This is a genomic window from Kibdelosporangium persicum, assembly GCF_013280595.1.
Classification (GTDB): domain Bacteria; phylum Actinomycetota; class Actinomycetes; order Mycobacteriales; family Pseudonocardiaceae; genus Kibdelosporangium; species Kibdelosporangium persicum.
This window is the reverse complement of sequence record NZ_JAAATY010000014.1, coordinates 164,586-188,098: the sequence shown is the minus strand read 5'-3', so window position 1 is coordinate 188,098 and position 23,513 is coordinate 164,586. Positions and strand designations below refer to the sequence as shown.

Genomic DNA, 23,513 nt, shown 5'->3' with positions numbered 1-23,513 from the left:
GGTGTACGCACACTGCCCGGTCTTTCTCCGTCGAGGGGTTCACCATGCGTCGCTTACTCGCCTTGTCAGCCGTCATCGCCGTGACGTTCCTTGCCGCGCCGTCGGTCGCGTCGGCCGGTGGGCCGACGAGCGTCATCATCACGTCGCCGTCGGAAGGCGAGGCTGCTGCCCGCTACACGAACCAGGCTGACTACACGCAGCTCAACCATCTGCTGGGCGACCAGCCGTCGGCCGATCCCCAGGCGCCTGACCTGCGTGGCGGGCCAGGATCGCGCTCGATCAACGTGACCTGGCTGATTCACGACGTCCAGGTCTGGCGGGTGGATCATGTGTTCCTCGACCGCCCGGACGGGATCTGGGTGCAGACCATCATATCATGGGAAAGGGTCACGCTCGATCAGCGCGGCGTGGTCCACCGCCCGGCGAACCAGGAGGCGTTGGCGAAGCTGCTCAACGGAATCCTCGCCACACCGGTGACTCAAGCGTCGGTCCAGACGACGGCCGCGGCTCCTCCCGCGCCCCCGGCGAACGGTCTGCAGTGGACCTCGTTGCTGATCGGTGCGGTCTGTGGTGTTGTCCTCGCCGTGGCCGGTCGGGTGCTGCTCGGGCTGTTGTCGCGTCGTCAGGCGTAGTCGAGCCCGTCTGGCGTCTGCCGGTGCTGTGTGCCGCACTCCGGACAACGAAGGTCGTCGTCAAGGCGGGCCGCGCACCGGCACACCCAGCCCTTCTGGACACCCGGATTGCCCACGACGAACGCGTGCGCCGGAACGTCCCGCGTGACGACGGAACCCGCGCCCACAAAGGCGTTGCGACCGATCGTCGTGCCGCACACCACGACGACTCCGGCACCAAGCGTCGCACCGGAACACACGCGAGTGGGCAGAAGCTGGTCGCTGCCGAGCTTCTGGTGCGCACGCGGCCGCATGTCGTTGGTGAACACCACGTTCGGGCCAAGGAACACGTCGTCCTCACACGTGACACCGTTGAACAGCAGCACGTTGTTCTTCACAGTCACGTTGTCGCCGAGTACGACCTGGTTCTCGACGAAGGCTCCGTCGCAGATGTTGCAGTCACGGCCGATCTTCGCGCCTGCCAGCACGTGCGCGAAGGCCCAGACCCGGGTTCCCTCGCCGACGTCCGAGCTCTCACACAGGCCCTGGGGATGCACGAACGTCATGCCAACACTCCGATCAGGACTTCGGCGACCCGTTCCTGCTGGGCCCGGGTGATGCCGGGGAAGATCGGCAGGCTGAGGATCTCCCCGGCGAGAAGCTCGGCGTTCGGGAAGGTCTCGCCGGTGACGAACGGCTCGGTCTGGTGAATCGGTGTGGGGTAATGGATCGCCACGCCGACACCGTTCGCTCGCAGCTCGTCGTGGACGCGGTCGCGTTCCGGTACTCGGATCACGTACAGGTGCCACACGTGCGAGTTGCCCGGCAGCACCTGCGGCAGCTTCACACCGGCTACGCCGCTGAGCAAGGTGGAGTAGTAGTCCGCGGCCGCGGCACGTTGGGCGTTCCACACGGCCAGGCGGCGCAGCTTGGCTCGCAGCACCACGGCTTGCAGCGTGTCCAGGCGGCTGTTGAAGCCCAGTACACTGTGGACGTACTTCTCGGCTGATCCGTGCCGGCTCAGCAGCCGCACCCGGTCGGCCAGTTCCCGGTTGTTGGTCGTCACGGCGCCCGCGTCGCCGTACGCACCCAGGTTCTTGCCCGGGTAGAAGCTGGTCGCGGCGATGTCACCGAGGAAGTTCACGCCGTTGCGGGTCGCGCCCTGCGACTGCGCCGCGTCCTCCACCACGGCGATGCCCTGGTCGCGCAGGTCCTCGACCGGGGCGAGCTGGCCGTAGAGGTGCACCGGCAGCACAGCCTTGGTCCGTGTGGTGATCGCGGCCAGCGCGGCCTTGGTGTCGATCAGGAAGCTGTCCGGGTCACAGTCCACAAAGACCGGTTTCGCACCCGCGCGGACCACGGCCTCGGCCGTGGCGATGAAGGAGTTAGCCGGCAGGACGCACTCGTCACCGTGGCCCACACCGACCGCCCGCAGCGCCAGTTCCAAGGCGTCCGTGCCGTTGGCGACACCGACGCAGTGGGCGACGCTGGAGAAAGTCGCGTAGTCCCGCTCGAACTCGGCGACCTGCGGGCCGCCGACGAAGGCGGTCTTGCTCACGACGGCGTCCCAGCCCGCGGCAACCTCGTCGGCGATCTCGGCGTGCTGCAGGGACAGGTCCACTGGCGGGATCATCGAATCCTCCTGGCGGGCACACCGGCCCACACTTCGTTGTCCGGCACGTTCTCAAGCACCACCGCGCCCATCCCCACCAACGCACCGGCGCCGATCGACAGGCCCTCCCGCACCAGGGCTCCGCTGCCCAGATACGACGCTTCTCCGACGGATACATTGCCCGCCAACGCCACGCGGGCGGCGAACGTGACGTACGAGGAAACGCGGTCGTCATGGGTGATCGTGACGTGCGGCATGATCACCACGTGCTCACCGATCTCTTGCGGTGCCGTCACCACGACAAAAGCGAGCACGACCGAACCCGCACCGATCACAGTTCCCGCGGCGATACCCGCGGTCGGGTGCACGACTGTCGCGTACCGTTCGACCGGCAGCGCGAGCCGTTCTGAGATCCGCCTGCGACTGGCCAGATCGGTGGTCCTGGCCGTGCAGATGACGACCTGCGCGTCGGGATAGTCCTGAATCGCGTCCAGCGGCCCGAGGACAGGAGATCCGTCGACCTCGCTGCCATGCAGCGCCGGGTTGTCGTCGACGAACCCGAGCACCTTCCAGGAGTCCCTGGCCGCCGCCAGTGTCTCCCTGGCCAGGCCACCCGCGCCGACGATGATCAACGGGTTCATCGGACGATCCCGGCGAGCGCGGTGACCACAGTGTCCTGTTCGGACTCCGTCATCTGGTGGAACAGCGGGAGAATCACCGATCTCGTGGTCAGGTGCTCGGTCACCGGAAGGTCCACACGGGAATAGGCGGGCTCCAGGTGTGCGGCCATGATCCCGCGCCGTGCCGAAACACCGCGCTTCGACAGGCCTTCGAGCACGTCCACGACCGTCCCGGGGTACGAATCCGGCAGCACGACCCAGAACGACTGGTAGTTCGTGGTCCCGTACTCCGGATCGGTGACCCAGCGCAGACCTTCGATCTCGGCCAGCAGTTTGTGGTAGCGCTCGGCCAGCTCGCGGCGCCGCGCGATCACGTCCGGCAGCTTCCCGAGCTGCACCAGGCCGATCGCGGCCTGGATGTCGGTCATCCGGAAGTTGAAGCCGACCTCGTCGTAGGACTCCAGTGTCACGCCGGAGGACGCGTGCCGGTCCGCGGCCGAAACGCTCATCCCGTGTTCCCGCAACCGGCGCAGCCGCGCGGCCCAACCGGTATCGACCGTCGTGAGCATGCCGCCTTCACCGGTGGTGAGCAGCTTGCGCGGGTGGAACGACCACGCCGCCAACGCGGCGCCCGCGCTGACCGGCTTGCCGCGGTACGTCGATCCGGCGGCACACGCCGAATCGTGGACCAAGGCGAGAGAGTTCTTGGAGCACAAGGCTTCCAGCGCGTCGACGTCGAACGGCACACCACCTTGGTGCACGCCGATCACAGCGACCGTCCGGGGTGTCAGCACGGCGTCGACGGTGCCCGCGGTGAGGTTGCCGGTCACCGGGTCGACGTCGGCGAAAACCGGTGTCGCGCCGACGTATCGAACCGCATTGGCAGTGGCGATGAACGAGAACGACGGCACTACGACCTCGTCGCCCGGCCCGGCACCCAGAAGGTGTAGCGCCAAGTGCAAACCGGTCGTGCAGGACGAGACCGCGACCCCTTCGGCCGCGCCCGCGAACCCGGCGAACGCCTGCTCGAACTCGGCCACCCGCGGGCCCTGCGCGACCCACCCGGACCGTACGGCTTCCGCCGCGGCCTCGGCTTCCTCTTCGCCGAGCCAGGGACGGATGACGGGAATGGTCATCGGTTCGCCCGCCACCAGGCCACCAGCGACGCCAGGCCGTCCTCCAGGCCGATCGTCGGCTTCCAGCCCAGATCCCGTTCCGCCGCACTGATGTCGGCCAGGCGGCGGGTCACGGCGTTGACCGATCGTGCTGGGCCGAACTCCAGGTCCGTGGTCGAGCCCATCACCTTCCGCAGGGCCTCGGCCAGTTCCAGCAAGGACGTCTCGGTGCCGGTGGCGATGTTGTAGACGGTGTCGGTGACGTCCGCCTGCGCCGCAAGGATGTTCGCCCGTGCGATGTCCTCGACGTGCACGAAGTCCATGGTCTGCTTGCCGTCGCCGAGCACCAGCGGCGGCCGGCCGGCCTCGATCCGTTCCATCCAGCGGATCAGCACCTCGGTGTACTTGCCCCAGGCGTCCATTCGCGGGCCGTACACGTTGAAGTACCGCAGCGCCACGTAGTCAAGGTCGTGCATGGCCTTGAAACTGCGCAGCATGCCTTCGTTGAACGCTTTCGCGGCGCCGTAGAACGTGTCGTTGTGGTACGGGTGGTGGTCCTCGGTCGTGGGGAACGTGTCCGCCAGGCCGTAGATCGACGCCGACGACGACGCGACGACCTTCGGCACACCGGCGGCGACCGCGGCCTCGATCACGTTGAAAGTGCCGTCCACCAGTACTTCCAGCGCGGTCCGCGGTTCCGCCGCGCACTGCGTGATGCGCAACGCCGCCAGGTGGAACACGACGTCCTTGCCCTGGGCGAGCTTGTGCATCAGGGCTACGTCACGAATGTCGCCTTCGACCAGTTCGACCTTGTCCGGCGCGCGATCCAGCGCGGTCCTCAGGTTGGCGAGCGTGCCGCGGCTGAGGTCGTCCACCACGACCACCTGACCGGCACCCGCGTCCAGCGCCTGGTCCACCACGTGCGAACCGATCGTGCCCGCGCCGCCGGTGACCAGAATCCTGGTGTCGGTCAGCTGCATCAGAACGTTCCTCCATTCACCGGCACGAACGTGCCGCCCGCGGCGTAACTGGCCGACGCGGCTTCCAGCTGGGCGAGCACGCGAAGACCGGACCGCCCGTCGGTGAGCGGTGCACGCTTCTCAATGATCGCCGCGGCGAACTCAGCCATTACGCCTCGCAGCGCCTCACCTGTCGGCAACGCGGGCGCGACCATGTCGCCGATGCGGTAGGAAACCCGCTTGGCCTCCGGATTCTCCGACCAGTCGACGCCGCGGTTGTACACCGCGAGCGGCTGCGTGGGGTCGAGGTCGTTCCAGACCGCGGTGTGCTTGGATCCGCCGACGATCATCGTCCTGATCTTGGTCGGCGACAACCAGTTCACGTGCGCGTGCGCGATCGCGCCGTTGGACAGCTGCACCGAGATGTACGCGACACAGGCCTTGCCCGTGTGCATCGGGTCCGAGCCGTGCGCGGCGACCGCCACCGGCGTGACGCCCCGCGGGAGCACCGAGTCCAGGATGGACAGGTCGTGCGGCGCGAGGTCCCAAAGTACGTCGATGTCGGGCTGCACGAGACCCAGGTTGATGCGGACCGAGTCGATGTACTGGATGTCGCCGAGTTCGCCGTCGTGCACCAGACGGCGTAATCGTCGCACCACCGGGGTGTAGCAGAAGGTGTGGTCCAGCATGAGGACGAGACCGCGTTCATCGGCGGCGTTGACCAGCTTGAGGCCGTCCTCGTACGACGAGGCCAACGGCTTCTCCACCAGCACGTGCTTGCCTGCTTCCAACGCCGCCAGCGCGACGTCGAGGTGCGTCGCGGCCGGTGTCGCCACGGCCACGGCCTGGATCTCCGGATCGGCAAGGGTTTCGGTGAGCGAGCCGGTGGCGTGCACCGTGCTGTACCGGCCGAGCACCTCGCGCGCCCGCGTGATGTTCAGGTCACACAGCGCTTTGAGGTGCAGCTGCGGGGTCGCCTGGATGTTCCGCACCAGATTCGGGCCCCAGTAGCCCGCTCCGATGACCGCCACACCAACCATCGAGATCCTTCCGGGTTCTCCCGCACGGCTGGGGAGCTACCCTCCGAATCGCGATCGGACCCCCGTGGCATTACAGGGTCCGGGCAGGATCACCCGGGTTGGTACTTTCGGGCAGCCGAACCGTTCATCTCCCACTCACCGGTGCTTCACCGTGGCGGGGACCACCGGTGCGGGCGGTAGCCGGTGCGTCACTCCTCTTTCAGGCCATCGCGATCGGCCCACTCCAGCAGCGGCTCCAGCGAATGGGCCCGGTCGTCGATCGTGGCGTGCAGATCGCCGAGCTTGGCGAACCGCTCGGGCACGGTGGCGATGGTGAAGTCACGCGGGTCCACGTCGTCGATCTCGTCCCACGTGATCGGAGTGGACACTGTGGCCTCAGGGTTGCCGCGGACCGAGTACGCGCTCGCGATCGTGTGGTCTCGCGCGTTCTGGTTGTAATCAACGAACAACATGGCCGGGTCGCGATCCTTGCGCCACCACGTGGTCGTGACGTCGTCGGGTGCGCGCCGTTCGACCTCCTTGGCGAACGCCAGCGCGGCACGGCGTACTTCCTGGAAACCCCAACGGGGTTCGATCCGGACGTACACGTGCAGGCCCTTGCCACCGGAGGTCTTCGGGTAGCCGGCGATGCCGAGTTCGTCCAGCACCTCGTGCACGACGTGGGCGACCTCGCGGACCCTGGTGAACGGGCAGTCCGGCATCGGGTCGAGGTCGATCCGCCACTCGTCCGGCGACTCGGTGTCGGCGCGGCGCGAGTTCCACGGATGGAACTCCACTGTGGACATCTGCACCGCCCAAATGACACTGGCCAGCTCGGTCACGCACAGTTCGTAGGCGTGCCGGTTGTACCGCGGGAAGTGAATCCGCACGGTCTCCAGCCATGGCGGGGCACCGTTGGGCACACGCTTCTGGTGCACCTTCTCCCCGGAGACGCCCGACGGGAACCGGTGCATCATGCACGGCCGCTCCCGCAGCGCGCGGACGATGCCGTCGCCGACCGACAAGTAGTAGTTGACCAGGTCGAGTTTGGTCTCACCGCGGGCCGGGAAGTACACCCGGTCCGGGTTGGAGACCCGCACGGTGCGGTCACCGACCTCGAGTTCGATCGCGGACGCCATGCGGTGAACCTAACCCGAAACGAGCACTTCCGCCGCCGCCTTCGCGCGCCAGGCGGCCGCCGGATCGTTCTGGATCGACGCGACGACGATCGCACCTTCGACCAGCAGCAGCACCTGGTCGGCCGTGGAATCGTCCCGGAGCAGGCCGCGGAGGTACGCGCGCACCTCGTCCTTGTGGTGCCGGGCGACGGCCGTGATCTTGGGGGACGTCGCGCTCAGCTCGCCGAACGAGTTGATGAACGCGCACCCCCGGAAGCCCGGCTCGGAGAACCACTGGTGCAGCCACTCGAACACCGCGCCGACCTTGTCGTCCTTCCCGTCGACGTAGGCACGCAGGTCGGCGCGCCACCGCTCGTCCCGGCGCTTGAGGTACGCGACGACGAGCGCTTCCTTCGACGGGAACAGCTGGTAGAGACGTTTCAGCGAGACGCCGGACGTGCTACGGATCTGGTCCATGCCCACGGCCTGGATGCCTCGCTCGTAGAAGAGGTCCTCGGCGGCGTCCAGCACGGCTGTTTCTTGCACAAGATCCCCCTGGCGCAGAGAACGGGCGTTCTCTACGCTAGCAGAGAACGCCCGTTCTCCGTACCGCTTCGTTCCACTCCGTGAAAGGACCAGCCGTGGCGCCCCGACCACCGTTCCCACCCTTCGACGAGGAGACCGCCCGCATCAAGGTGCAGGCCGCCGAAGACGCGTGGAACACCCGCGACCCCGAACGAGTCGCGCTCGCGTACACCGAGGACTCCGTTTGGCGCAACCGCGACCAGTTCGTCACCGGCCGAGCCGAGATCGTGGGGTTCCTGACCCGGAAGTGGCGACGCGAACTGGACTACGCGCTGCGCAAGGAGCTCTGGGGGTTCCGCGAGAACCGGATCGCGGTGCGCTTCCAGTACGAATGCCACGACGCCGACGGCCAGTGGTACCGCTCGTACGGCAACGAACTGTGGGAGTTCGACCCGGAAGGCCTGATGCGACGACGTGAGGCCAGCATCAACGACCTGCGGATCAGCGAGTCGGAGCGCCGTATCTTCGGCAACCGGCCCCAAGAGGAGCACGGCGTGCCGTTCCCACTGCGATAAAGGGCCCGTACGGCGAAGGATTCCCGGCATAATCGGGGAACCTTTGCCGAAGGGGGCTCAGTGGGCGAGAGGGAGATCGAGGTACGGCGGTACTACCCGTGGTTCGTCACAGCTCAACTACTGCCGACGGCACTGTTGACAGCGTGGGTCCTCGACGCACGGATCTCCAGTGAACGCATCGGCGTGGCCAGCGTGTGGTTGATCGTCTGCATCCCGGTGCTGATCGTGGCCTACCGCCAAGCGAGATCCCGACGGGACCGGCCGGAAGTGTGGGCGATCATCGCCATGGCGACGAACTTCCCCTACGCGCTGTGGACAGGATGGATGGTCGTCGAACGTATCGACCCATGGAACACCGCACTGACTCTCGTCGCCTCCACCGGCATCACGGCACTCGGAATCCTCATACCGTGGTTCGTGGCGTGGATCGCCGGACGACGGGCACGCCGCGCCTAGCTCCGGCAACACCCCTCCCCTTCCCGACAAACCCCGCCATCCAGGGGAGCCCCTGATTTCCACGTTACCGCTGGGGTACGACAGTTCTGGCAGTTGCCAGGTGGTGGTCCGCCCGTCCGGCGAGGACGCAGTCTTTCCCAGCAAGATGTCTCGAGAAGTCGTGCGGACAGGCAACACACGCGAAGGAGGGGGTGTGCGAGCCCCCTCCTTCCGTACATGACTCAGTTGCGAACGAGCATGCGGCTCGCGCCTGTCACACCAGCGGACTTCGCCGTTGCCGCAGCGGGTTGCGGTGCGGGCACCGGGTCGCACTGCATGTCCGACCGGCGGCCTGGCTTGCGCTCAGGCAGTTTGCCCGTCGCCAGGTAGTCGGCGATGGCGTTGTCCGTGCACTCCACGCCGTTGAGCGAACCCGAGTGCGTGGTGCCGCCGACGCCCTCGATCAGTGCCGAGTTCGGGTACCGGCTGCGGACCTCCAGGCTGCCCTCGTACGGCGTCGCCGCGTCGAGGGTCTCGCCGATCAGCAGCAGGCTGGCGACCTTGCGGCCGTCGATGCGCACCGGCTTGCCCGCCTTGGCGCCCCAGAACACGCACGGCGCGTTGAACCAGGCGTTGGCCCACGTCTCGAACGGCGCGCGGAAGTGCGTGATCCAGTTGTCGACACGCCACTTCGTCCAGTTCGTCGGCCACTGCACGTCGGTGCACTGCGTCGACAGGTAGATGGCGTAGCCGTTGTCCGTGCCCGGGCCCTGGCCGTTCGAGGCGTCGTACAGATCCTTGATCGGCTTGATGTCTCCATTGTGGACGTACGCGGCGAACGCCGACGCGATGTCCGCCCAGCCGAAGACGTAGTAGCCCGCCTGCAGGAACGCGTCCGTCCACTCGTCCGGGCCGATGATGCCGTCGGCCGGCTTCCGCCGCAGCTCGTTCACCTTGCTGTAGTAGAGCTTCTCCACCTCGGCACCGGTCTTGCCGAGCCGGTAGGTCGCGTCGTTCTTCGCCACCCAGTCGAAGTAGACCTTGATGTTCCGGTCGAACGCGATGTCCTGGTCGATGTTCGCGTCGTACCAGACCCGCTTCGGGTTCACCGTTCCGTCGAAGACCATCCGGCGCACCCGCTCCGGGTACAGCGAGCTGTACACCTGGCCGAGATAGGTGCCGTACGAGAAGCCGTAGTAGTTGATCTGCTCCTGACCGAGCGCCTTACGGATGCTCTCCATGTCGTTGGCGTTGTCGGTCGTCTTGAGGTGCTCGAGCACCTTGCCGTTCTTGGCCTTGCAGGCATCCGCGTAACCCTTGGCCCGCCTGAGCCACGCCTGCTCGAGCTCGTTGTCGTCCGGCACGTAGTGCGGCCGGTTGTAGCCGAAGTAGTCGCCGTCGCAGGAGACCTGCGGCTCGCTCGACCCGACGCCGCGCGGGTCGAAGCCGATCCAGTCGTAGGCCTCGCCTGCCCGGTTCGGCACGAACTGCCCCAGGCGCGACAGGCCGAGGCCCGATCCACCCGGCCCACCCGGGTTGACCAGCATGACGCCCTGGAACTTGTCGTCGGCGACCTTGTGCTTGATCCGCGACACGGCGATCTTGATCTTCGTGCCGCCTGGTTCGGCGTAGTCCAGCGGCACCTCGAGCAGACCGCACTCGGCACCGGCCTTCTGCAGCGCCGCACTCGCGCACGTGCCCCACGGGATCGGCTTGGGCTGGAAACCCGGCGGCTCCGGCGCGGCGGTCGCCACCGTCGTCGCGCCGGACAGCGCGAAACCGGCGATGACAGCCGTCACCACGATTCTCTTCACGTCAGCAGTCCCTCTCGTCCCCCGGTTCGGCGTTCAGACCCGGGATTCTGCCCCACCGGGATAACGAAGTGAACCACCGAAAGTACGTGTCCTATTTGTGCATCGGGAGACCGAAAAACGGGAAGAGTTCCGGATTCATGAACGAGGTCGCATGCTTGACGCCATCGGCCGTCACGGTCAGCACTTCGATGCAATGTGCGTGGTAGAGGCCGCCTTCATAGTCCCTGAGCCACCAGGCGAGCGCAGGTTGGTCGTTGGCCCTGATCCGAGCGAATTTGACATTGTCCGGAGCGGTACACCAGCCGAGATTGGCCAGAAATCGCCCAATCGCCGCACGACCGGTGAACCACGACGGAATGGGCGGCATCTCCCAGACCGCGTCATCGGTGAGCAATCGCATAAGCGCGGCATTGTCGGCGTTCTCGAAAGCCCGCACCAACCGCTCGACCGTGGCGATCGCGCCCGGGTCCGCCGGTTCCAGCACATCGTCCTGCGACAGATCGCCGACGTGTGCCCGCGCCCGCTGCAACAGGCTGTTCGTCGCGGCCACGGTGATGTCCAGCAGTTCAGCCACTTCGTGGGCATGCCACATCAGCACGTCCCGCAAGATCAGCACGGCCCGCTGGCGCGGCGGCAGGTGCTGCAAGGCCGCGATCAACGCCAGCCGGGTCGTCTGCCGCGCGTCCACGGTCTCCGCCGGCGTCGGGAACGGTTCCAGCCAGAGCATCTCCCGGCGTGGCCCGGCCAACGGCTCGCCGGGATCGCCCGGCGCCGTGCCCAGTCCGTGCGGCAACGGGCGGCGTTTGCCCTTCTCCAACGCCTTCAGGCACGCCCTGGTGGCGATCCTGTAAAGCCACGTGCGCAGCGACGATCGCCCCTCGAAACCGTCGAACGCCCGCCAGGCCTGCAGGAACGTCTCCTGAACGGTGTCTTCGGCGTCGTGCACCGAACCGAGCATCCGGTAGCAGTGCACCAGCAGTTCCCGCCGGAACGGATCGGCCAGCCGCGTGAAGTCCTCTGTACTCGTCATCGCACTCCCTCCACGAGTACAGATCCGGCTCGGGCCGGAAAGTAATCGGTCTCACTCGGGCAGCAGCGGCACGGAGATGCCCGGGTCACGGCCGAGCAGCACCGCACGCGTCACCGCCGACGACCCGAACTTGTCGTGCACGGTGTCCAGCACGGTGTCGAGCGCACTGTGGACGCCCTCGTCGAACGGCAACGCCAACTGGATGGCGTCGTCGTTGTCGAGGTTGCCGACCGAGATCCCGATCAGTGTCAGACCGGCGCTGTCGATCAAAGGCATCGCCTTGGTCACCAGCACTCGCAGCGCCGTCAGGATCTCCTCGGTCGACGATGTGGCTTGCGGCAGCGTATGAGACCGCGTGGCCCTGGTGAAGTCGCCGAAGCGCATGCGGAGCACGACCGTGCGGCCGACACGCTTGGCCGCACGTAATCGTCGGGTGACGCGGTCGACCAACGCGACGATGGTTGCGTCGATCTCTTCCGGCGTTGTCAACGAACGAGACGCGCGCTGCGCGCCCATCGAGCGGCGGCGACGGCCGACATGCACTGGACGCGGGTCATAGTTGTGCGCGAGCGCGTGCAGGTGACGGCCGAGCGCCCGGCCGAGCATCGCGACCAGCATGGACCGCGGCAGGTCGGCGACGTCACCCACTGTGGTGATTCCGTGGTCGCGCAGCTTCGCGGCGGTCACTTTGCCGACGCCCCATAGTCTTTCCACCGCCAGCGGATGCAGGAACGCGAGTTCCCGGTCGGGCGGGACGACCAGCAGCCCGTCCGGTTTGGCCACCCCACTGGCCACTTTGGCCAGGAACTTCGTCCGCGCCACGCCGACCGTGATCGGCAGCCCGACCTGATCGCGGACGTCCGCGCGCAGCTTCCTGGCGATCTCGGCCGGACTTCCTGCGATCCTGGCCAGGCCGCCGACGTCCAGGAACGCCTCGTCGATCGACAGGCCCTCGACCAGCGGCGAGGTGTTCCGGAAGACCTCGAACACCGCCTTGCTGGCCCGCGAGTACGCCGACATCCGGGGCGGCACCACGACCGCGTCCGGGCACAGCTGCAACGCCCGTGCGCCGCCCATGGCCGTGACCACTCCCCTTCTTTTGGCCTCGTAGCTGGCCGCGAGCACGACACCACCGCCGACGATCACCGGGCGGCCCCGCAGCCTGGGGTCGTCCCGCTGCTCGACCGAGGCGTAGAACGCGTCCAGATCGGCGTGGAGTATCGTGGCGGCTGTCACGAACATATGTTCGCATATTCAAACTCACCGCGGCACCGATGAGTTTTCCCGGCCACCGTCGTTTCATGTGGTAGATCGACCGACACACCCGCCTGAGGAGGCAGTGACATGGACTGGAAGCTCGAAGTAGTCGTGGTGCCGGTGACCGACGTGGACCGGGCCAAGGAGTTCTACGTCAAGAACGCGGGCTTCACCCTCGACGTGGACTTCAGCGCGGGTGAGGACTTCCGCGTCGTGCAGCTGACCCCGCCGGGGTCGGCGTGCTCGATCACGTTGATGCGCAACGAGGAGTGGGCGGGTCACATGATGGGCCTGCAGGTGGTGGTGAACGACATCGACGTCGCGCACGCCGAGGCCAAGGAGCGGGGCGTGGACGTCGGTGAGATCCACTGGTACCAGGATGGGCGGCAGACCCCGGGGCACCACCCGGAGCGCGCCGACTTCGCCACGTTCTTCGCGTTCAAGGACCCGGACGGCAACAACTGGCTGGTACAGGAAGTCGGGAAGAACCAGTGACGGCCGCGGACTTCGAGCGCCACCGGCGCGAACTGCACATCCACTGCTACCGGATGCTGGCGTCCTTCGACGAGGCGGAGGACGCCGTGCAGGAGACGTTCCTGCGCGCGTTCCGCAACCTCGAGAAGTTCGACGGCGGCGTGCACTTCCGGGCATGGCTGTACAAGATCGCGACCAACACGTGCCTCGACATCGTCCGGCGCAACTCCAGACAGGTCCCGATCATGGAGTCGTACGCCGAGGTGCCGTGGCTGCAGCCGTATCCCGACGTGTTACTCGACCAGGTGGCGCCCGCCGAGGACGAACCGGACGCGGTGGCGGTGGACCGGGAGACCATCGAGCTGATGTTCGTCGCGGCCATGCAGGCGCTGCCGCCCCGGCAGCGCGCCGCGTTCATCGCTCGCGACGTGCTGGACTGGTCGGCCAAGGAGACCGCGGCTTTACTCGACACGAGTGTCGCCGCGGCCAACAGCGCGCTGCAACGAGCCCGGCTCACCATGCAGCAGCACCTGTCCAGGGAACGCACCGAATGGTCCAAAGCGGACCTGAGCGAGGAGGAGCGAGACCTGCTCGCCCAGTTCATCGACGCGCACGAGCGGCTCGACGCCGAGGCCGCTGTCGCGTTGTCGGCGAAGGACATCCGGATCACGATGCCGCCGGTGCCCGCGCGCTTCGACGGGATCGACACGATCGCTCCGCTGCTGGAGCGGGCGTTCGGGCCGGACCGTGACGGTGACTGGAAGCTGGTGCCCACGCTGGCCAACCGGATGCCGACGGCCGCGAGCTACCTGCGCAGACCCGGCGACACGGTCTTCCGCGCGTTCAAGCTCGACGTGCTGTGGGTGCAGCAGGGCCTGATCGCCGAGATCACCACGTTCGGCTCGGGCTTGTTCGGCCACTTCGGCCTGCCCGAAACGCTCTGAACTTTTCGCTCGCGATGTGTCGATCTGGGGGCCGCCGGTTCGACGCACTGGGGAGTGCATCACTCGACGAAGGGGACGACCATGCGAAAACGACTGCTCACGGCCCTGCTGACGGCAGGATTGCTGGCCAGCACGGCCGGAGTCGCCGACGCAGGCGAGAACGGACTGGTGTGGACCGACGCGGGCCCGGTCCGCGGCACCGTAGCGGCAGACCACCAGCTGTACCAGGGGATTCCGTACGCGGCGCCGCCCGTGGGCGATCTGCGTTGGCGCTCGCCTCAGCCTGTCACGCCGTGGACCACGCCGCGTGACGCGACCAAACCCGGCCCGGTCTGTGCCCAGGCCGCCGGTGCGGGTTCGCCCAGCACCAACGAGGACTGTCTCTACCTGAACGTCACCACCCCGTCCCGGCACGGGCGCAAGCCCGTCATGGTGTGGGTGCACGGCGGCGGCAACAGTTACCTCTCCGGCGAGGGCTTCGGCGCGCGACGGCTCGCCGTGCAGGGCGATGTGGTCGTGGTGACCATCAACTTCCGGCTGGGGTTCTTCGGCTTCCTCGGTCACCCCGACCTGCCCGACTCGGGCGCGTACGGCATCGAGGACCAGCAGGCGGCGCTGCGCTGGGTCAAGCGCAACGCGGCGGCGTTCGGCGGTGACCCGCACAACGTCACCGTCTTCGGTGAATCCGGCGGTGCCTTCGACGTGTGCGCCCATGTCACCTCTCCGCTCTCACGCGGCCTGGTCGACAAGGCCATCGCGCAAAGCGGCGGCTGCTCGACGACCTGGGGCGACAACGGCGTGATACACGGCTTCCCCGGCAGTGCGCCGTTCATCGCCAAGGACAAGGCCGCGGCCGACGCGGTCGCTCTCGCCCGGCAACTCGGCTGCTCGGACGTCGCGTGCCTCCGTGCGCTGCCCGCCTCGGCCCTCACCGCCATCGACCGTGGACCGACGCCCATCGTGATCGGCAACCGCGTGCTGCCTGTGCACCCGGTCGACGCGTTACGCACCGGCAAGTTCAACCGCGTCCCGGTGATCTGGGGCAACACCCGCGACGAGGGCCGACTGACCTCGGCGTACTCGCCACCGCACCCGATCACGGACGCCCGTTATCTCGAACTGCTGACCGACGCCTACGACGAGCAGGCCCCACGGATCGCGGCCGAGTACCCGTCCAGTGAGTTCGGGTCGCCCGGTCTGGCGTACGGCGCCGTGCTGACCGACGACGTCTGGGCATGCAACCAGCTGGCCGACGACCGCCTGCTCGCCCGGTGGACCAAGACGTACGCCTACGAGTTCGCCGACCGCACCGCGCCGCTCGGCTTCTTCGCAGGTGCCTTCCCACCGGAGATCCCGGCTGGCGCGTTCCACTCGTCCGAGCTGGCGTACCTGTTCGACGTCCCGCCGTTCGAGCTCAACCCCGAGCAGCGCGAACTCGCCGACCAGATGATCCGCTACTGGACGCGCTTCGCGGCCACCGGCAACCCGAACACCCACGGCCTGCCGACGTGGCGGAAGCACCGCGACGGCAACGTCCTGTCCCTCGCCCCGAACGACATCAAGGAGGCCAACGGCTACCAGGTGCACAACTGCGACTTCTGGGCAGGCCTCTGATCACCCGGCTGCCGTGTGCCGCCCTGTCCAGGCACACGGCAGCCCCGGCAGCGGCGCTCGGCTGTGGCGGACCAGGGCTGCGTCCTGGTCACCATTCCGGACAGTGGATGATTCCGGAGTGGAACTTCGTACCGTCGAGGCGACTCGGTATGTCACCCCGCTGCGTGAGGGCGGCTCGCTGCCGGGCCTGATCGAGGCCGACGACCTTGGCATGTACGTGCTGAAGTTCCGGGGTGCCGGGCATGGGCTGAAGGCACTGACCGCCGAGATGATCGTCGGTGAACTGGCGCGCAGACTGGGCTTCCGGGTTCCGGAGATGGTGTTCGTCACCCTCGATCCGGCCCTCTCCCGGTCCGAACCCGACCAGGAGGTGCAGGAGCTGCTGGCCACCAGCGGCGGCCTGAACCTCGGCTTCGACTACCTGCCCGGGTCGTTCGACTTCAATCCGGTGGTCCGCGATCCCGGTCCCGAGCTCGCCGCGCGGCTGGTGTGGCTGGACGCGCTGACCCTGAACGTCGACCGCAGCTGGCGTAATCCGAACCTGCTGCTGTGGCACAAGAACGTGTGGCTCATCGACCACGGCGCCGCGCTGTACTTCCACCACAGTTTCCGCGAAGGCTGGCAGCCCGCCGCGCAATACCGGTTCGACGTGCACGACCACGTGATGCTGCCCGCCGCGGGCCCGATCACCGGCGAGCACGTGCCGACGGACATGATCGAGGAGGTGCTGTCCCTCGTGCCCGACGACTGGCTCACCTCTGATGGCGTGTTCGACCCGGACGGCGCGCGGGCTGCGTACTTGTCGTTCTTCGAGTCGCGCTTGGCCACATCGGACCAGTGGGTGCCGGAACTGGAGGCCGCTCGTGTCGCACGTGTTTGAGTACGCGCTGCTGCGGGCCGTGCCCCGGCAGGAACGCGGCGAGTTCATGAACGTCGGCGTGCTGCTCTACTGCTCGGCGCTGGACTTCCTGCGCTGCAAGACCCACGTCGACGACGACCGGCTGCGCGCACTGGACCCCCGGATCGACCTCGACCTGCTGCACGACAGCCTCAAACTCTGGTGCGGGGCCTGCGACGGCTCGACCACCGCCCAGGTCCGCGAGACGTCACTCGGCCAGCGCTTCCGCTGGCTCACCGCGCCGCGCAGCACCCTGCTGCAGACCTCGCCCACGCACACCGGCCGCACGGACGACCCCGAACGGCAACTGGACCACCTGTGGCGCACCCTGGTTCTGCTACCGGAGTGACCCCCAGCCGTCCACATCGGACAGCACGAGCTCGCGCGCACTCACCGACCCGAGTTTGTCGATGAGCGCGCGAAGCTCATCCGGCCAGGTTGTGTCCCGTCATCGCGAGGACCCAGCCCCAGGAGGCGCACGTGGTCCCTGTTGCCCGCTGCGTCGCGCGGCTGGTTTGGGGCGGTGGTGTTTCGGCTGCCCGGCCCTTCGACATCAAGGCGGACCAGCCGGTGTCGGTTCCGGATCGCCGACCCAGCAGTCGAAGCGGCACTGACCAAACTCACCTGACCGGGGCGCGCCGCACCGGCGGAACCATCGTCAAATCTGGTTGTCCACAACCGCGCGGCAACCCTTTGACCAAGCCCTATCCCGACTAGGATGGAAGCGGGGCCGGCCCCCGGGAAGGGCGGGGGATGTCTTGTCAAAGCAGGAACTCGTTGTGAGGCAGGGGCCGCCTCGCGATGCCACGCGGCTCAGTGCTGGTTCGCCGGACTGACCTACCGGTCAGCGGCGGAAGAACGCGTTCATTGAGGTGTGCGGGCCAGAGCCGCGCTGACCGCTGGGCGCCGTCTGGTCCGGCGCCGTTCGACGGGCAACACCGTCGCCTGCCAGCGGGCCGCGTCGGTCTTGCTTTCGGCTTTCGCGCTGGTGTCGCAGCACAGCGGTCCGTCCTCTTTGTCGTGTTTCGAGCTGTCGGAGCCGCCCACCAAACCGCAACCACCCGATCGGCTGTCAGGTCGGTGTGGACCGGAGTGTGTCCGCGACAGGGCGCTGTGCGATGGCCATCGCAGGGATGGCGGTGAGTGCGGTGATGGCGAGCAGGACTCCGAGTGCCGTGGCGAGTAGCCAGGAATCGGGTGGGTACTGGATGCCACCGCGGCTGGCGACCGTGTACAGCCCGAGGCCGGCCGGTATCCCGGCGGCGACGCCGGGTACGGCGGGGAGCAGTTGCGCCACCGCCAGGCCTACGCCGGCCTGCGCGGGCGTGGCACCGAGCGTGCGCGCGACAGCCAGCGGCCGCCGGGCGTCGAGGACGGCGGTCCAGGTGTTGACGGCGGCGTTGAGGAGCGCGAGGACGCACAGCACGACGGTGAGGACGAGCATGGCCTGGTCGGTTCGCTCGGCCCGGGGGTCGACAAGTTCCGAGTAGCCGAGGTCGAACGGCTTGTCCTGCGCGTGGTTCATGAGCATCGCGACGAGCACGGTCGTGGTGATCAGGGTGTTCATCGTGACGAGCCGGGCGCGGCGCGGCCGGCGTGCGTTGATGCGTATCCCGATCAGCAGGGCGGCGGGCAGTCGACGGGACAACCAGATGCGCCACCGACGGCGGCGCGGCGGCGTAGCGGCGTCGGCCAGCGCGTGGACGGTGCTGGTGGCGGCGGCGCGCACCACCGGTGCCAGGGTCGCCGCCACGGCGATCGTGAGGGCGAGCGTCGTGGCCGCGACCACCATGTACAACGCGGGTGGCTGGGTGTTGACGGAGCCGAGGAGTCCGGCGCTGGGCTGGATCAGCGTGGGCGCGGCGAGCAGGCCGGCGGCTAGGCCGGTGCCGGCGGCGGCAAGCCCGATCACGAGGTATTCGGCGAGGTGGACGACGGCGACCATGGCGGGCCCGGCGCCGACGGCTTTGAGCAACCCGACTCGGCGGCGCTGGCCGCTGACCCGCACCGCGACAACGCCGGTGACGCCGGCGATCGCGAGGACGGTGAGCAGCCAGCTGCCGACCAGCAGGACCGCCTGTGCCTGTGCGACCGGCCTGCCGTCGGCCTCGGCGATGTCCTGCCAGGTGGTGAGCTCACCACCGTGGACAGTGCGGCGGGGCGAGGTGGTCGCCGTGTCGACGAACGCCGTGCTGGCCTCCGGGTCGGCGAGCTTGAGGTTCAGGGTGTACGACAGCGGCTGCTCGCCTGCGAGCGCGGCGATGTCGCCGCGGTCGACCCAGACCAGGCCGCCGCGCTCGGTCAGAGCACTGTCCGGGGAGGTCCACCCCGCGTACGGATATGTGGTCCTGGCGGCGGTCACCGCCGTTCCGAGCACGCGCAGCGCGCGGCCGTCGACACTGACGGTGTCGCCGGTGTGCACACCGAGGGCGTCGGCGAACGCGCGCTCGAGGACCACGCCGCCGGGGCGTACCCAGGTGCCGTCGGTTACCGCGGGCCGGTCGAGAGGTGCTGGTGCGTTGTCTCGGCCCTCGACGACGGCGTGCGCGGTCTTGCCGTGGGCGGTCAGCACCAGGAAGGCGACCGGATACGGGCCGCTGTGGGCGGTGACTCCGGCCGCTGTGGTCAGCGGTGCGAGAGCGGCCAAGGCGTCCGGGCCGGTGGCTCGGGGCGCCGCCACCACGTCTGGCCCTGCGGTGGCGGTCCGGGTCTGTTGGTACGGCTGGGTGGCGATCTCGTTGAGGGCGAGACCGAGGGTCAGCGTGCCGGTCGCGGCGGTGATGGCGATCAACAACAGCACGGTTTCGGTCGGGCGCCGACGCAGGTCCCGCACCAGGACCCGGCACACGAGCAACAGGCGGCCGGCCACGTCAGCGCCGCCCGTCGTGGACAGGGCCGGTGGCGGCACTGGCGAGGCGGCTGTCGTCGACGAACACCCCGTCGCGCATGGTGATCATCCGGTCGGCGACCGCGGCGATGCGGGTGTCGTGGGTGACCACCACGAGGGTCTGCCCCGCGGTGCGCAGGTCGTCGAACAGCCGCAGCACCTCCAAGGTGGCGGCGCTGTCCAGGTTGCCGGTGGGTTCGTCGGCCAGTACGACGAGCGGCTGGTTGCTCAGCGCGCGGGCGATGGCGACCCGTTGGCGCTGGCCGCCGGACAGTGCCGAGGGCAGGTGGTCGGCGCGGTCGACGAGCCCGACCCGGTCCAGCAGGTGCATGGCGCGCTGCCGGGCCCGGCGGGGTGACTGCCCGGCCAGCAGCGCGGACAGCTCGACGTTCTCCACCGCGGTCAGCTCGTCCATGAGGTGGAAGGACTGGAAGACGAACCCGACGCTGTCCCGTCGCAGCCGGGCCAGCGCCCGTTCGCTCATCATGTCGATCCGGCGGCCGGCCAGCCACACCTTCCCACCGGTAGGTCGTTGCAGGCCACCGAGCAGATGCAGCAGGGTGGACTTGCCACAGCCACTTGGGCCCATGACCGCCAACGTCTGCCCGGCCGGTACCGACAGGTCGACCTCGTCGACCGCGCGCACCAGCCCGCTACCCCGGCCATACCGCCTGGTCAGCCCACGCGCCGCCAGCAGCGTCGACCCGGTCATGCCCCCGCCTTCCGATTTCGGCCGGTCCACATGCGCTCGCACGCCTCCAGCCACTCCAGGTCGGCCCGCAGCCGCAGCACGACGCCCTCCAGCAGCAGCCCGGCAACCGGGTCCACCGATCTGTCCAGCGCGGCCCGCTGGGCGTCTCGCAGCCGGCGCAGCACCTCGCGCCGCTGAGCGTCGACCAGTGCCACGGGGTCGGCCAGCCGTGCGGTCGCGGCGGCCACCAGTTTGAGATGGAACTCCGTCAGGTCCGGCTTCGGCCAGCTCACCTCGGCCAGCCAGGAGGAGACCCGTTCCTGCCCGGCCGGGGTCAGCGCGTAGACCCGGCGGTCGGGCCGGTCCGGCAGGCCCTCGGAACGTTGCGAGGTCACCATTCCCGCCTTCGCCAGCCGGGTCAGCGTCACGTAGATCTGCCCTGCGTTCATGGCGTCGCCGAGCGGGCCGAGCGCGTCACGCATCCGGCTGCGCAGCTCGTACCCATGCGCCGGCTCCTTCGCCAACATGGCCAGCACCACGTCCTGCACCCGTCACACCCTCCGCGTAGACGCATATAGATAACCGTTATCTATATGCGCTGTCAAATCCGCCGTCGGGTGCTGCGGAGCGGCCAACGGCCTACCTGAGTGGTCTTCTGCGCGGTGGCGCCGAAAGCGGCTCAGCCGGTCTGGCACTGCCCGCTGGGTACAGCACAGCCGGGATAGTCGGCTACTGAGAGAGATGTCAGGTCGCGTGCAATAGCTTCCGTCCTGCAAGGACACCGGATCGAAGCGGGGACAGGGATGATGAGTTCGCCAACTGATGGAGCCTCAGTGGCGACCGTGCCGCGTTGGGCGGTGTGGGCGGCCTACGCCGTGCCGTTGTGCGTACTTCTGTCGGCGGTGTGGCGGACCGGAGAAGCGTTCACGCAAGAGGTCGGTCTTGTCAGCGGTGGTTGGTACCTCCTGCTGCTCACTGGGCTTTCCATGGGTGCCGCGCTGCTCACCTTGGGCCTTGTGCACCGCTGGGGCGAACGCATCCCTCGGTGGGTTCCGCTCGTCGGTGGGCGGAACATCCCGGTCCGAGCGGCGGTGATCCCCGCGCTGGCCGGAGGCGTGCTAGTGATCGTCATCTGTCTGTACTGGGTGCTCAACACGCTGTTCGGTTTCGTCGAACGCGGTGTGATACTGATCGGCGACGACAACGGCCTGCCCACGCCCGGGCCGTCCGTGATGGCGCTCTACATCCCTTGGCTGGCCTGGGGACCACTCGTCGTGGCCTTGGCGCTTGCCTACCGGCGCCGGCGCAACTCTTCCGCCATGCCCCGCGTCGTGAGCGGTGGTGCCGGTTGAACCCCAGGGCGGTGCTGACGCACTGCGACAGGCCTTGGCGCTGAAGCGGCCCGATCAACGGTCGTGGCAGGGGCTCTACGCCTCCCTCCAGAACAACAACGCCTTCGAGCAACGGCACTCCGCCCGAGACCAGCGTCGCTTTCTGGTGTTCCGGCAGCCTCCACGCGGCCAACTCCGACTTGCCGGCACAGACGACACGCCCGCCCCGGCCCAGTGAGTCACCCGGTCGCCGATGGCGTGAGCACGATTCTGCCGAACACCTCACCTGCCGCCATTTTCTGGTGAGCCAGTGCGGCTTGCTCCAGAGGCAGCACCTCGTGCACGACGGTTTCCAGCTCACCGCGGCTCGCGGCAGCGAACAGTTCGGCGGTCACGGCGCGCCGGTCGGACACGGGCACGGTGTTGGCGCTGAAAGTCGCGAACGACAGCGACTTCTGGAACGCCGCGAACATCTCCGTCGCGAAGTCCGCCGGCGGCTCGCCCGCGACCGCGCCGACGGCGACCATGCGACCGTTCGGGTTGAGCTTGGCGAAAAACGAAGGCAGGGCCGTGCCGGCGACGATGTCGATGATGACGTCGTAGCCGGTGGGCGCGTCCTTGTCTCCCTCGCCGGTGCGGTCCAGCACATGGGTGGCGCCGAGTTTGCGCAGACGGTCACCACGCTCGGGTGAGGAGGTCGTGACCGCCACCGCACCGGCGCCACCGCGAACCGCGAGCTGGACCGCCATGATCCCGATGCCGCCGGCCGCGCCGCGCACCAGCACCGACTCGCCCGGAGCGAAGCGGGCATGGCGAAGGCCGAAGTGGGCCACCGCGCCGGAACTCCCGAGCGTCACCGCGTCGACAGCCGACACGGTCGCCGCCAAGGGGATGAGCGTCTCGGCCGAGGCGATCGCTTGCTCGGCGTAACCGCCACCTACGCCAGTGAACGCCCACACGCGCTGACCGATCCATGACGGGTCGACGCCCTCGCCCACCGCGGCCACGGTGCCCGCGATCTCGCCACCGAGAATGTGCCCTTCGGAGAAGCCGTAGGCGGCGAGCGCACCGCTTCGGATCACGGCGTCGACACCGCCGACGCCGATCGCCTCGGTGGTGATCAGCACCTGTCCCTCGGCGGGACTCGGGTCGACGACGTCGACGACCGCGAGGCCCTCGGGACTTCCGAACGCCTGAACCGCAACTGCCTTCACTGTCCGTCTCCTCGTTCCGGGATCAACCGGGCCGACGTTAACGGACGCCCCCGTCCGTTTGGCTAAAGTGAGAGCGGTGACCGATCGTTTGCCTCACCGGCCGCGCTCCGACGCCCGGGACAACCGTGCACGCATCCTCGACGCGGCTCGCGCGGTGTTCGCCGCGGAAGGTCTGAACGCGCCGCTGCGGGAGATCGCCCGGCGCGCCGGAGTCGGCCCCGCCACCCTCTACCGCCATTTCCCGACCAAGGAGACGCTGGTCACCGAGGCGTTCACGGACCAGATGCTGGCCTGCCAGTCGATCGTCGACGAAGGGCTGGCCGATCCTGATCCGTGGCACGGCTTCCGGCTCGTGGTCGAGAGGATCTGTGAGTTGCACGCCCGCGACCGGGGCTTCACCGCGGCCTTCACGTCGACGTTTCCGCACGCGATGGACTTCGCCGCGATCCGGACCTACTCGCTGAACGCGATCGCCGAACTCGCCCGTCGCGCCAAAGCCGCCGGCCGTCTGCGTCCCGACTTCGTCCTGGACGACCTGATCCTCATGCTCATGGCCAACAGCGGCATCCGCGCCGCGTCACCGGCGGCCCGGGTCGCGGCCTCCCGGCGCTTCGCCGCGCTCGCGATCCAGGCGTTCCAAGCCTCGCCCGTGGCCTCGCCCCTGCCGGCAGTGCCGCGGTTGGTGCCCGCGCTGTCGATCACCGACGCGGCCCGACCGGCGAAACGGACGGGTGGTCGAAGGTCGGTCATCCCAAGACACAAGGTATAAG

At 68.3% G+C, this 23,513-nt stretch carries 25 protein-coding genes; 10 read left to right on the top strand and 15 right to left on the bottom strand.

Annotated elements, in window-relative coordinates:
- The first annotated feature begins 44 nt into the window (after positions 1-44).
- On the top strand, positions 45-632 hold the full coding sequence (locus tag GC106_RS24870) for a hypothetical protein (RefSeq protein WP_173135320.1): 588 nt from the start codon (positions 45-47) through the stop codon (positions 630-632).
- Here the strand turns inward: GC106_RS24870 and GC106_RS24865 are convergent.
- From GC106_RS24865 to GC106_RS24830, 8 genes are all read right to left on the bottom strand, one after another.
- Entirely contained in the window at positions 623-1,177 is a 555-nt protein-coding gene (locus GC106_RS24865; RefSeq protein ID WP_173135317.1) for an acyltransferase, read from the bottom strand. The two genes, GC106_RS24870 and GC106_RS24865, sit on opposite strands and share 10 nt — an antisense overlap.
- Positions 1,174-2,244 carry a DegT/DnrJ/EryC1/StrS family aminotransferase gene (locus GC106_RS24860; protein WP_173135314.1) on the bottom strand — a complete coding sequence of 357 codons (1,071 nt, stop codon included), beginning with the start codon at positions 2,242-2,244 and terminating at the stop codon, positions 1,174-1,176. Before GC106_RS24860 ends, GC106_RS24865 begins: the two co-directional genes overlap by 4 nt.
- Positions 2,241-2,864, bottom strand: a complete 624-nt coding sequence (locus GC106_RS24855; protein ID WP_173135311.1) for an acetyltransferase — start codon at positions 2,862-2,864, stop codon at positions 2,241-2,243. Before GC106_RS24855 ends, GC106_RS24860 begins: the two co-directional genes overlap by 4 nt.
- Positions 2,861-3,979, bottom strand: a complete 1,119-nt coding sequence (locus GC106_RS24850; RefSeq protein ID WP_173135309.1) for a DegT/DnrJ/EryC1/StrS family aminotransferase — start codon at positions 3,977-3,979, stop codon at positions 2,861-2,863. Before GC106_RS24850 ends, GC106_RS24855 begins: the two co-directional genes overlap by 4 nt.
- Positions 3,976-4,938: an NAD-dependent epimerase/dehydratase family protein gene (locus GC106_RS24845; RefSeq protein WP_173135307.1), complete on the bottom strand. Its 963-nt coding sequence runs from the start codon at positions 4,936-4,938 to the stop codon at positions 3,976-3,978. The genes GC106_RS24850 and GC106_RS24845 overlap by 4 nt, the downstream gene beginning before the upstream one ends.
- A complete protein-coding gene (locus GC106_RS24840; protein ID WP_173135304.1) occupies positions 4,938-5,957 on the bottom strand; it encodes a Gfo/Idh/MocA family protein in 1,020 nt (339 codons plus the stop codon). The genes GC106_RS24845 and GC106_RS24840 overlap by 1 nt, the downstream gene beginning before the upstream one ends.
- A gap of 188 nt (positions 5,958-6,145) precedes the next feature.
- Positions 6,146-7,075 carry a non-homologous end-joining DNA ligase gene (gene ligD / locus GC106_RS24835; protein ID WP_173135301.1) on the bottom strand — a complete coding sequence of 310 codons (930 nt, stop codon included), beginning with the start codon at positions 7,073-7,075 and terminating at the stop codon, positions 6,146-6,148.
- A 9-nt stretch (positions 7,076-7,084) separates the two neighbouring features.
- Positions 7,085-7,600 (bottom strand): TetR/AcrR family transcriptional regulator, encoded by a 516-nt coding sequence (locus GC106_RS24830; protein WP_173135298.1) that lies wholly within the window; start codon positions 7,598-7,600, stop codon positions 7,085-7,087.
- Between the two features lie 95 nt (positions 7,601-7,695).
- Between GC106_RS24830 and GC106_RS24825 the strand changes: the two genes are divergently transcribed.
- Positions 7,696-8,154 carry a nuclear transport factor 2 family protein gene (locus GC106_RS24825; protein ID WP_173135295.1) on the top strand — a complete coding sequence of 153 codons (459 nt, stop codon included), beginning with the start codon at positions 7,696-7,698 and terminating at the stop codon, positions 8,152-8,154.
- A 60-nt stretch (positions 8,155-8,214) separates the two neighbouring features.
- Complete coding sequence (locus GC106_RS24820; protein WP_173135294.1) at positions 8,215-8,610, top strand: hypothetical protein; 396 nt, start codon at positions 8,215-8,217, stop codon at positions 8,608-8,610.
- A gap of 221 nt (positions 8,611-8,831) precedes the next feature.
- Here GC106_RS24820 and GC106_RS24815 read toward each other — a convergent pair whose 3' ends face one another.
- From GC106_RS24815 to dinB, 3 genes are all read right to left on the bottom strand, one after another.
- Positions 8,832-10,403: an alpha/beta fold hydrolase gene (locus tag GC106_RS24815; protein WP_173135291.1), complete on the bottom strand. Its 1,572-nt coding sequence runs from the start codon at positions 10,401-10,403 to the stop codon at positions 8,832-8,834.
- A gap of 91 nt (positions 10,404-10,494) precedes the next feature.
- A complete protein-coding gene (locus tag GC106_RS24810) occupies positions 10,495-11,433 on the bottom strand; it encodes a sigma-70 family RNA polymerase sigma factor (protein WP_173135289.1) in 939 nt (312 codons plus the stop codon).
- Between the two features lie 51 nt (positions 11,434-11,484).
- Positions 11,485-12,675: a DNA polymerase IV gene (gene dinB / locus GC106_RS24805; RefSeq protein WP_173135286.1), complete on the bottom strand. Its 1,191-nt coding sequence runs from the start codon at positions 12,673-12,675 to the stop codon at positions 11,485-11,487.
- Positions 12,676-12,777: 102 nt separating this feature from the next.
- On the opposite strand from dinB, the gene GC106_RS24800 reads away from it, so the two are divergent.
- The 5 genes from GC106_RS24800 to GC106_RS24780 all read left to right on the top strand — a co-directional run bounded on the left by GC106_RS24800 (position 12,778) and on the right by GC106_RS24780 (position 16,969).
- Positions 12,778-13,185: a VOC family protein gene (locus GC106_RS24800; RefSeq protein WP_173135283.1), complete on the top strand. Its 408-nt coding sequence runs from the start codon at positions 12,778-12,780 to the stop codon at positions 13,183-13,185.
- Positions 13,182-14,108 (top strand): RNA polymerase subunit sigma-70, encoded by a 927-nt coding sequence (locus GC106_RS24795; RefSeq protein WP_312872822.1) that lies wholly within the window; start codon positions 13,182-13,184, stop codon positions 14,106-14,108. Before GC106_RS24800 ends, GC106_RS24795 begins: the two co-directional genes overlap by 4 nt.
- Before the next feature lie 81 nt (positions 14,109-14,189).
- Positions 14,190-15,722, top strand: coding sequence for a carboxylesterase/lipase family protein (locus tag GC106_RS24790; protein WP_173135281.1), 1,533 nt, complete (start codon positions 14,190-14,192; stop codon positions 15,720-15,722).
- A gap of 118 nt (positions 15,723-15,840) precedes the next feature.
- Positions 15,841-16,602, top strand: a complete 762-nt coding sequence (locus GC106_RS24785; RefSeq protein WP_312872821.1) for a HipA family kinase — start codon at positions 15,841-15,843, stop codon at positions 16,600-16,602.
- Positions 16,586-16,969 carry a DUF3037 domain-containing protein gene (locus GC106_RS24780; protein WP_312872820.1) on the top strand — a complete coding sequence of 128 codons (384 nt, stop codon included), beginning with the start codon at positions 16,586-16,588 and terminating at the stop codon, positions 16,967-16,969. The genes GC106_RS24785 and GC106_RS24780 overlap by 17 nt, the downstream gene beginning before the upstream one ends.
- 723 nt (positions 16,970-17,692) lie before the next feature.
- On the opposite strand, the gene GC106_RS24775 is transcribed toward GC106_RS24780, so the two are convergent.
- The 3 genes from GC106_RS24775 to GC106_RS24765 are packed head-to-tail and all read right to left on the bottom strand — an operon-like array spanning position 17,693 to position 20,746.
- Positions 17,693-19,489, bottom strand: coding sequence for an ABC transporter permease (locus GC106_RS24775; protein ID WP_173135272.1), 1,797 nt, complete (start codon positions 19,487-19,489; stop codon positions 17,693-17,695).
- Between the two features lies 1 nt (position 19,490).
- Entirely contained in the window at positions 19,491-20,219 is a 729-nt protein-coding gene (locus GC106_RS24770) for an ABC transporter ATP-binding protein (RefSeq protein WP_173135269.1), read from the bottom strand.
- Positions 20,216-20,746, bottom strand: coding sequence for a PadR family transcriptional regulator (locus GC106_RS24765; RefSeq protein ID WP_173135266.1), 531 nt, complete (start codon positions 20,744-20,746; stop codon positions 20,216-20,218). Before GC106_RS24765 ends, GC106_RS24770 begins: the two co-directional genes overlap by 4 nt.
- A gap of 285 nt (positions 20,747-21,031) precedes the next feature.
- On the opposite strand from GC106_RS24765, the gene GC106_RS24760 reads away from it, so the two are divergent.
- Positions 21,032-21,550: a hypothetical protein gene (locus GC106_RS24760; RefSeq protein WP_217280906.1), complete on the top strand. Its 519-nt coding sequence runs from the start codon at positions 21,032-21,034 to the stop codon at positions 21,548-21,550.
- A 218-nt stretch (positions 21,551-21,768) separates the two neighbouring features.
- On the opposite strand, the gene GC106_RS24755 is transcribed toward GC106_RS24760, so the two are convergent.
- Positions 21,769-22,743 (bottom strand): zinc-binding dehydrogenase, encoded by a 975-nt coding sequence (locus GC106_RS24755; protein WP_173135260.1) that lies wholly within the window; start codon positions 22,741-22,743, stop codon positions 21,769-21,771.
- A 76-nt stretch (positions 22,744-22,819) separates the two neighbouring features.
- Here GC106_RS24755 and GC106_RS24750 point away from each other — a divergent pair, with 76 nt between their 5' ends.
- Positions 22,820-23,512: a TetR/AcrR family transcriptional regulator gene (locus GC106_RS24750; protein WP_173135257.1), complete on the top strand. Its 693-nt coding sequence runs from the start codon at positions 22,820-22,822 to the stop codon at positions 23,510-23,512.
- The last annotated feature ends 1 nt before the right edge of the window (position 23,513 follow it).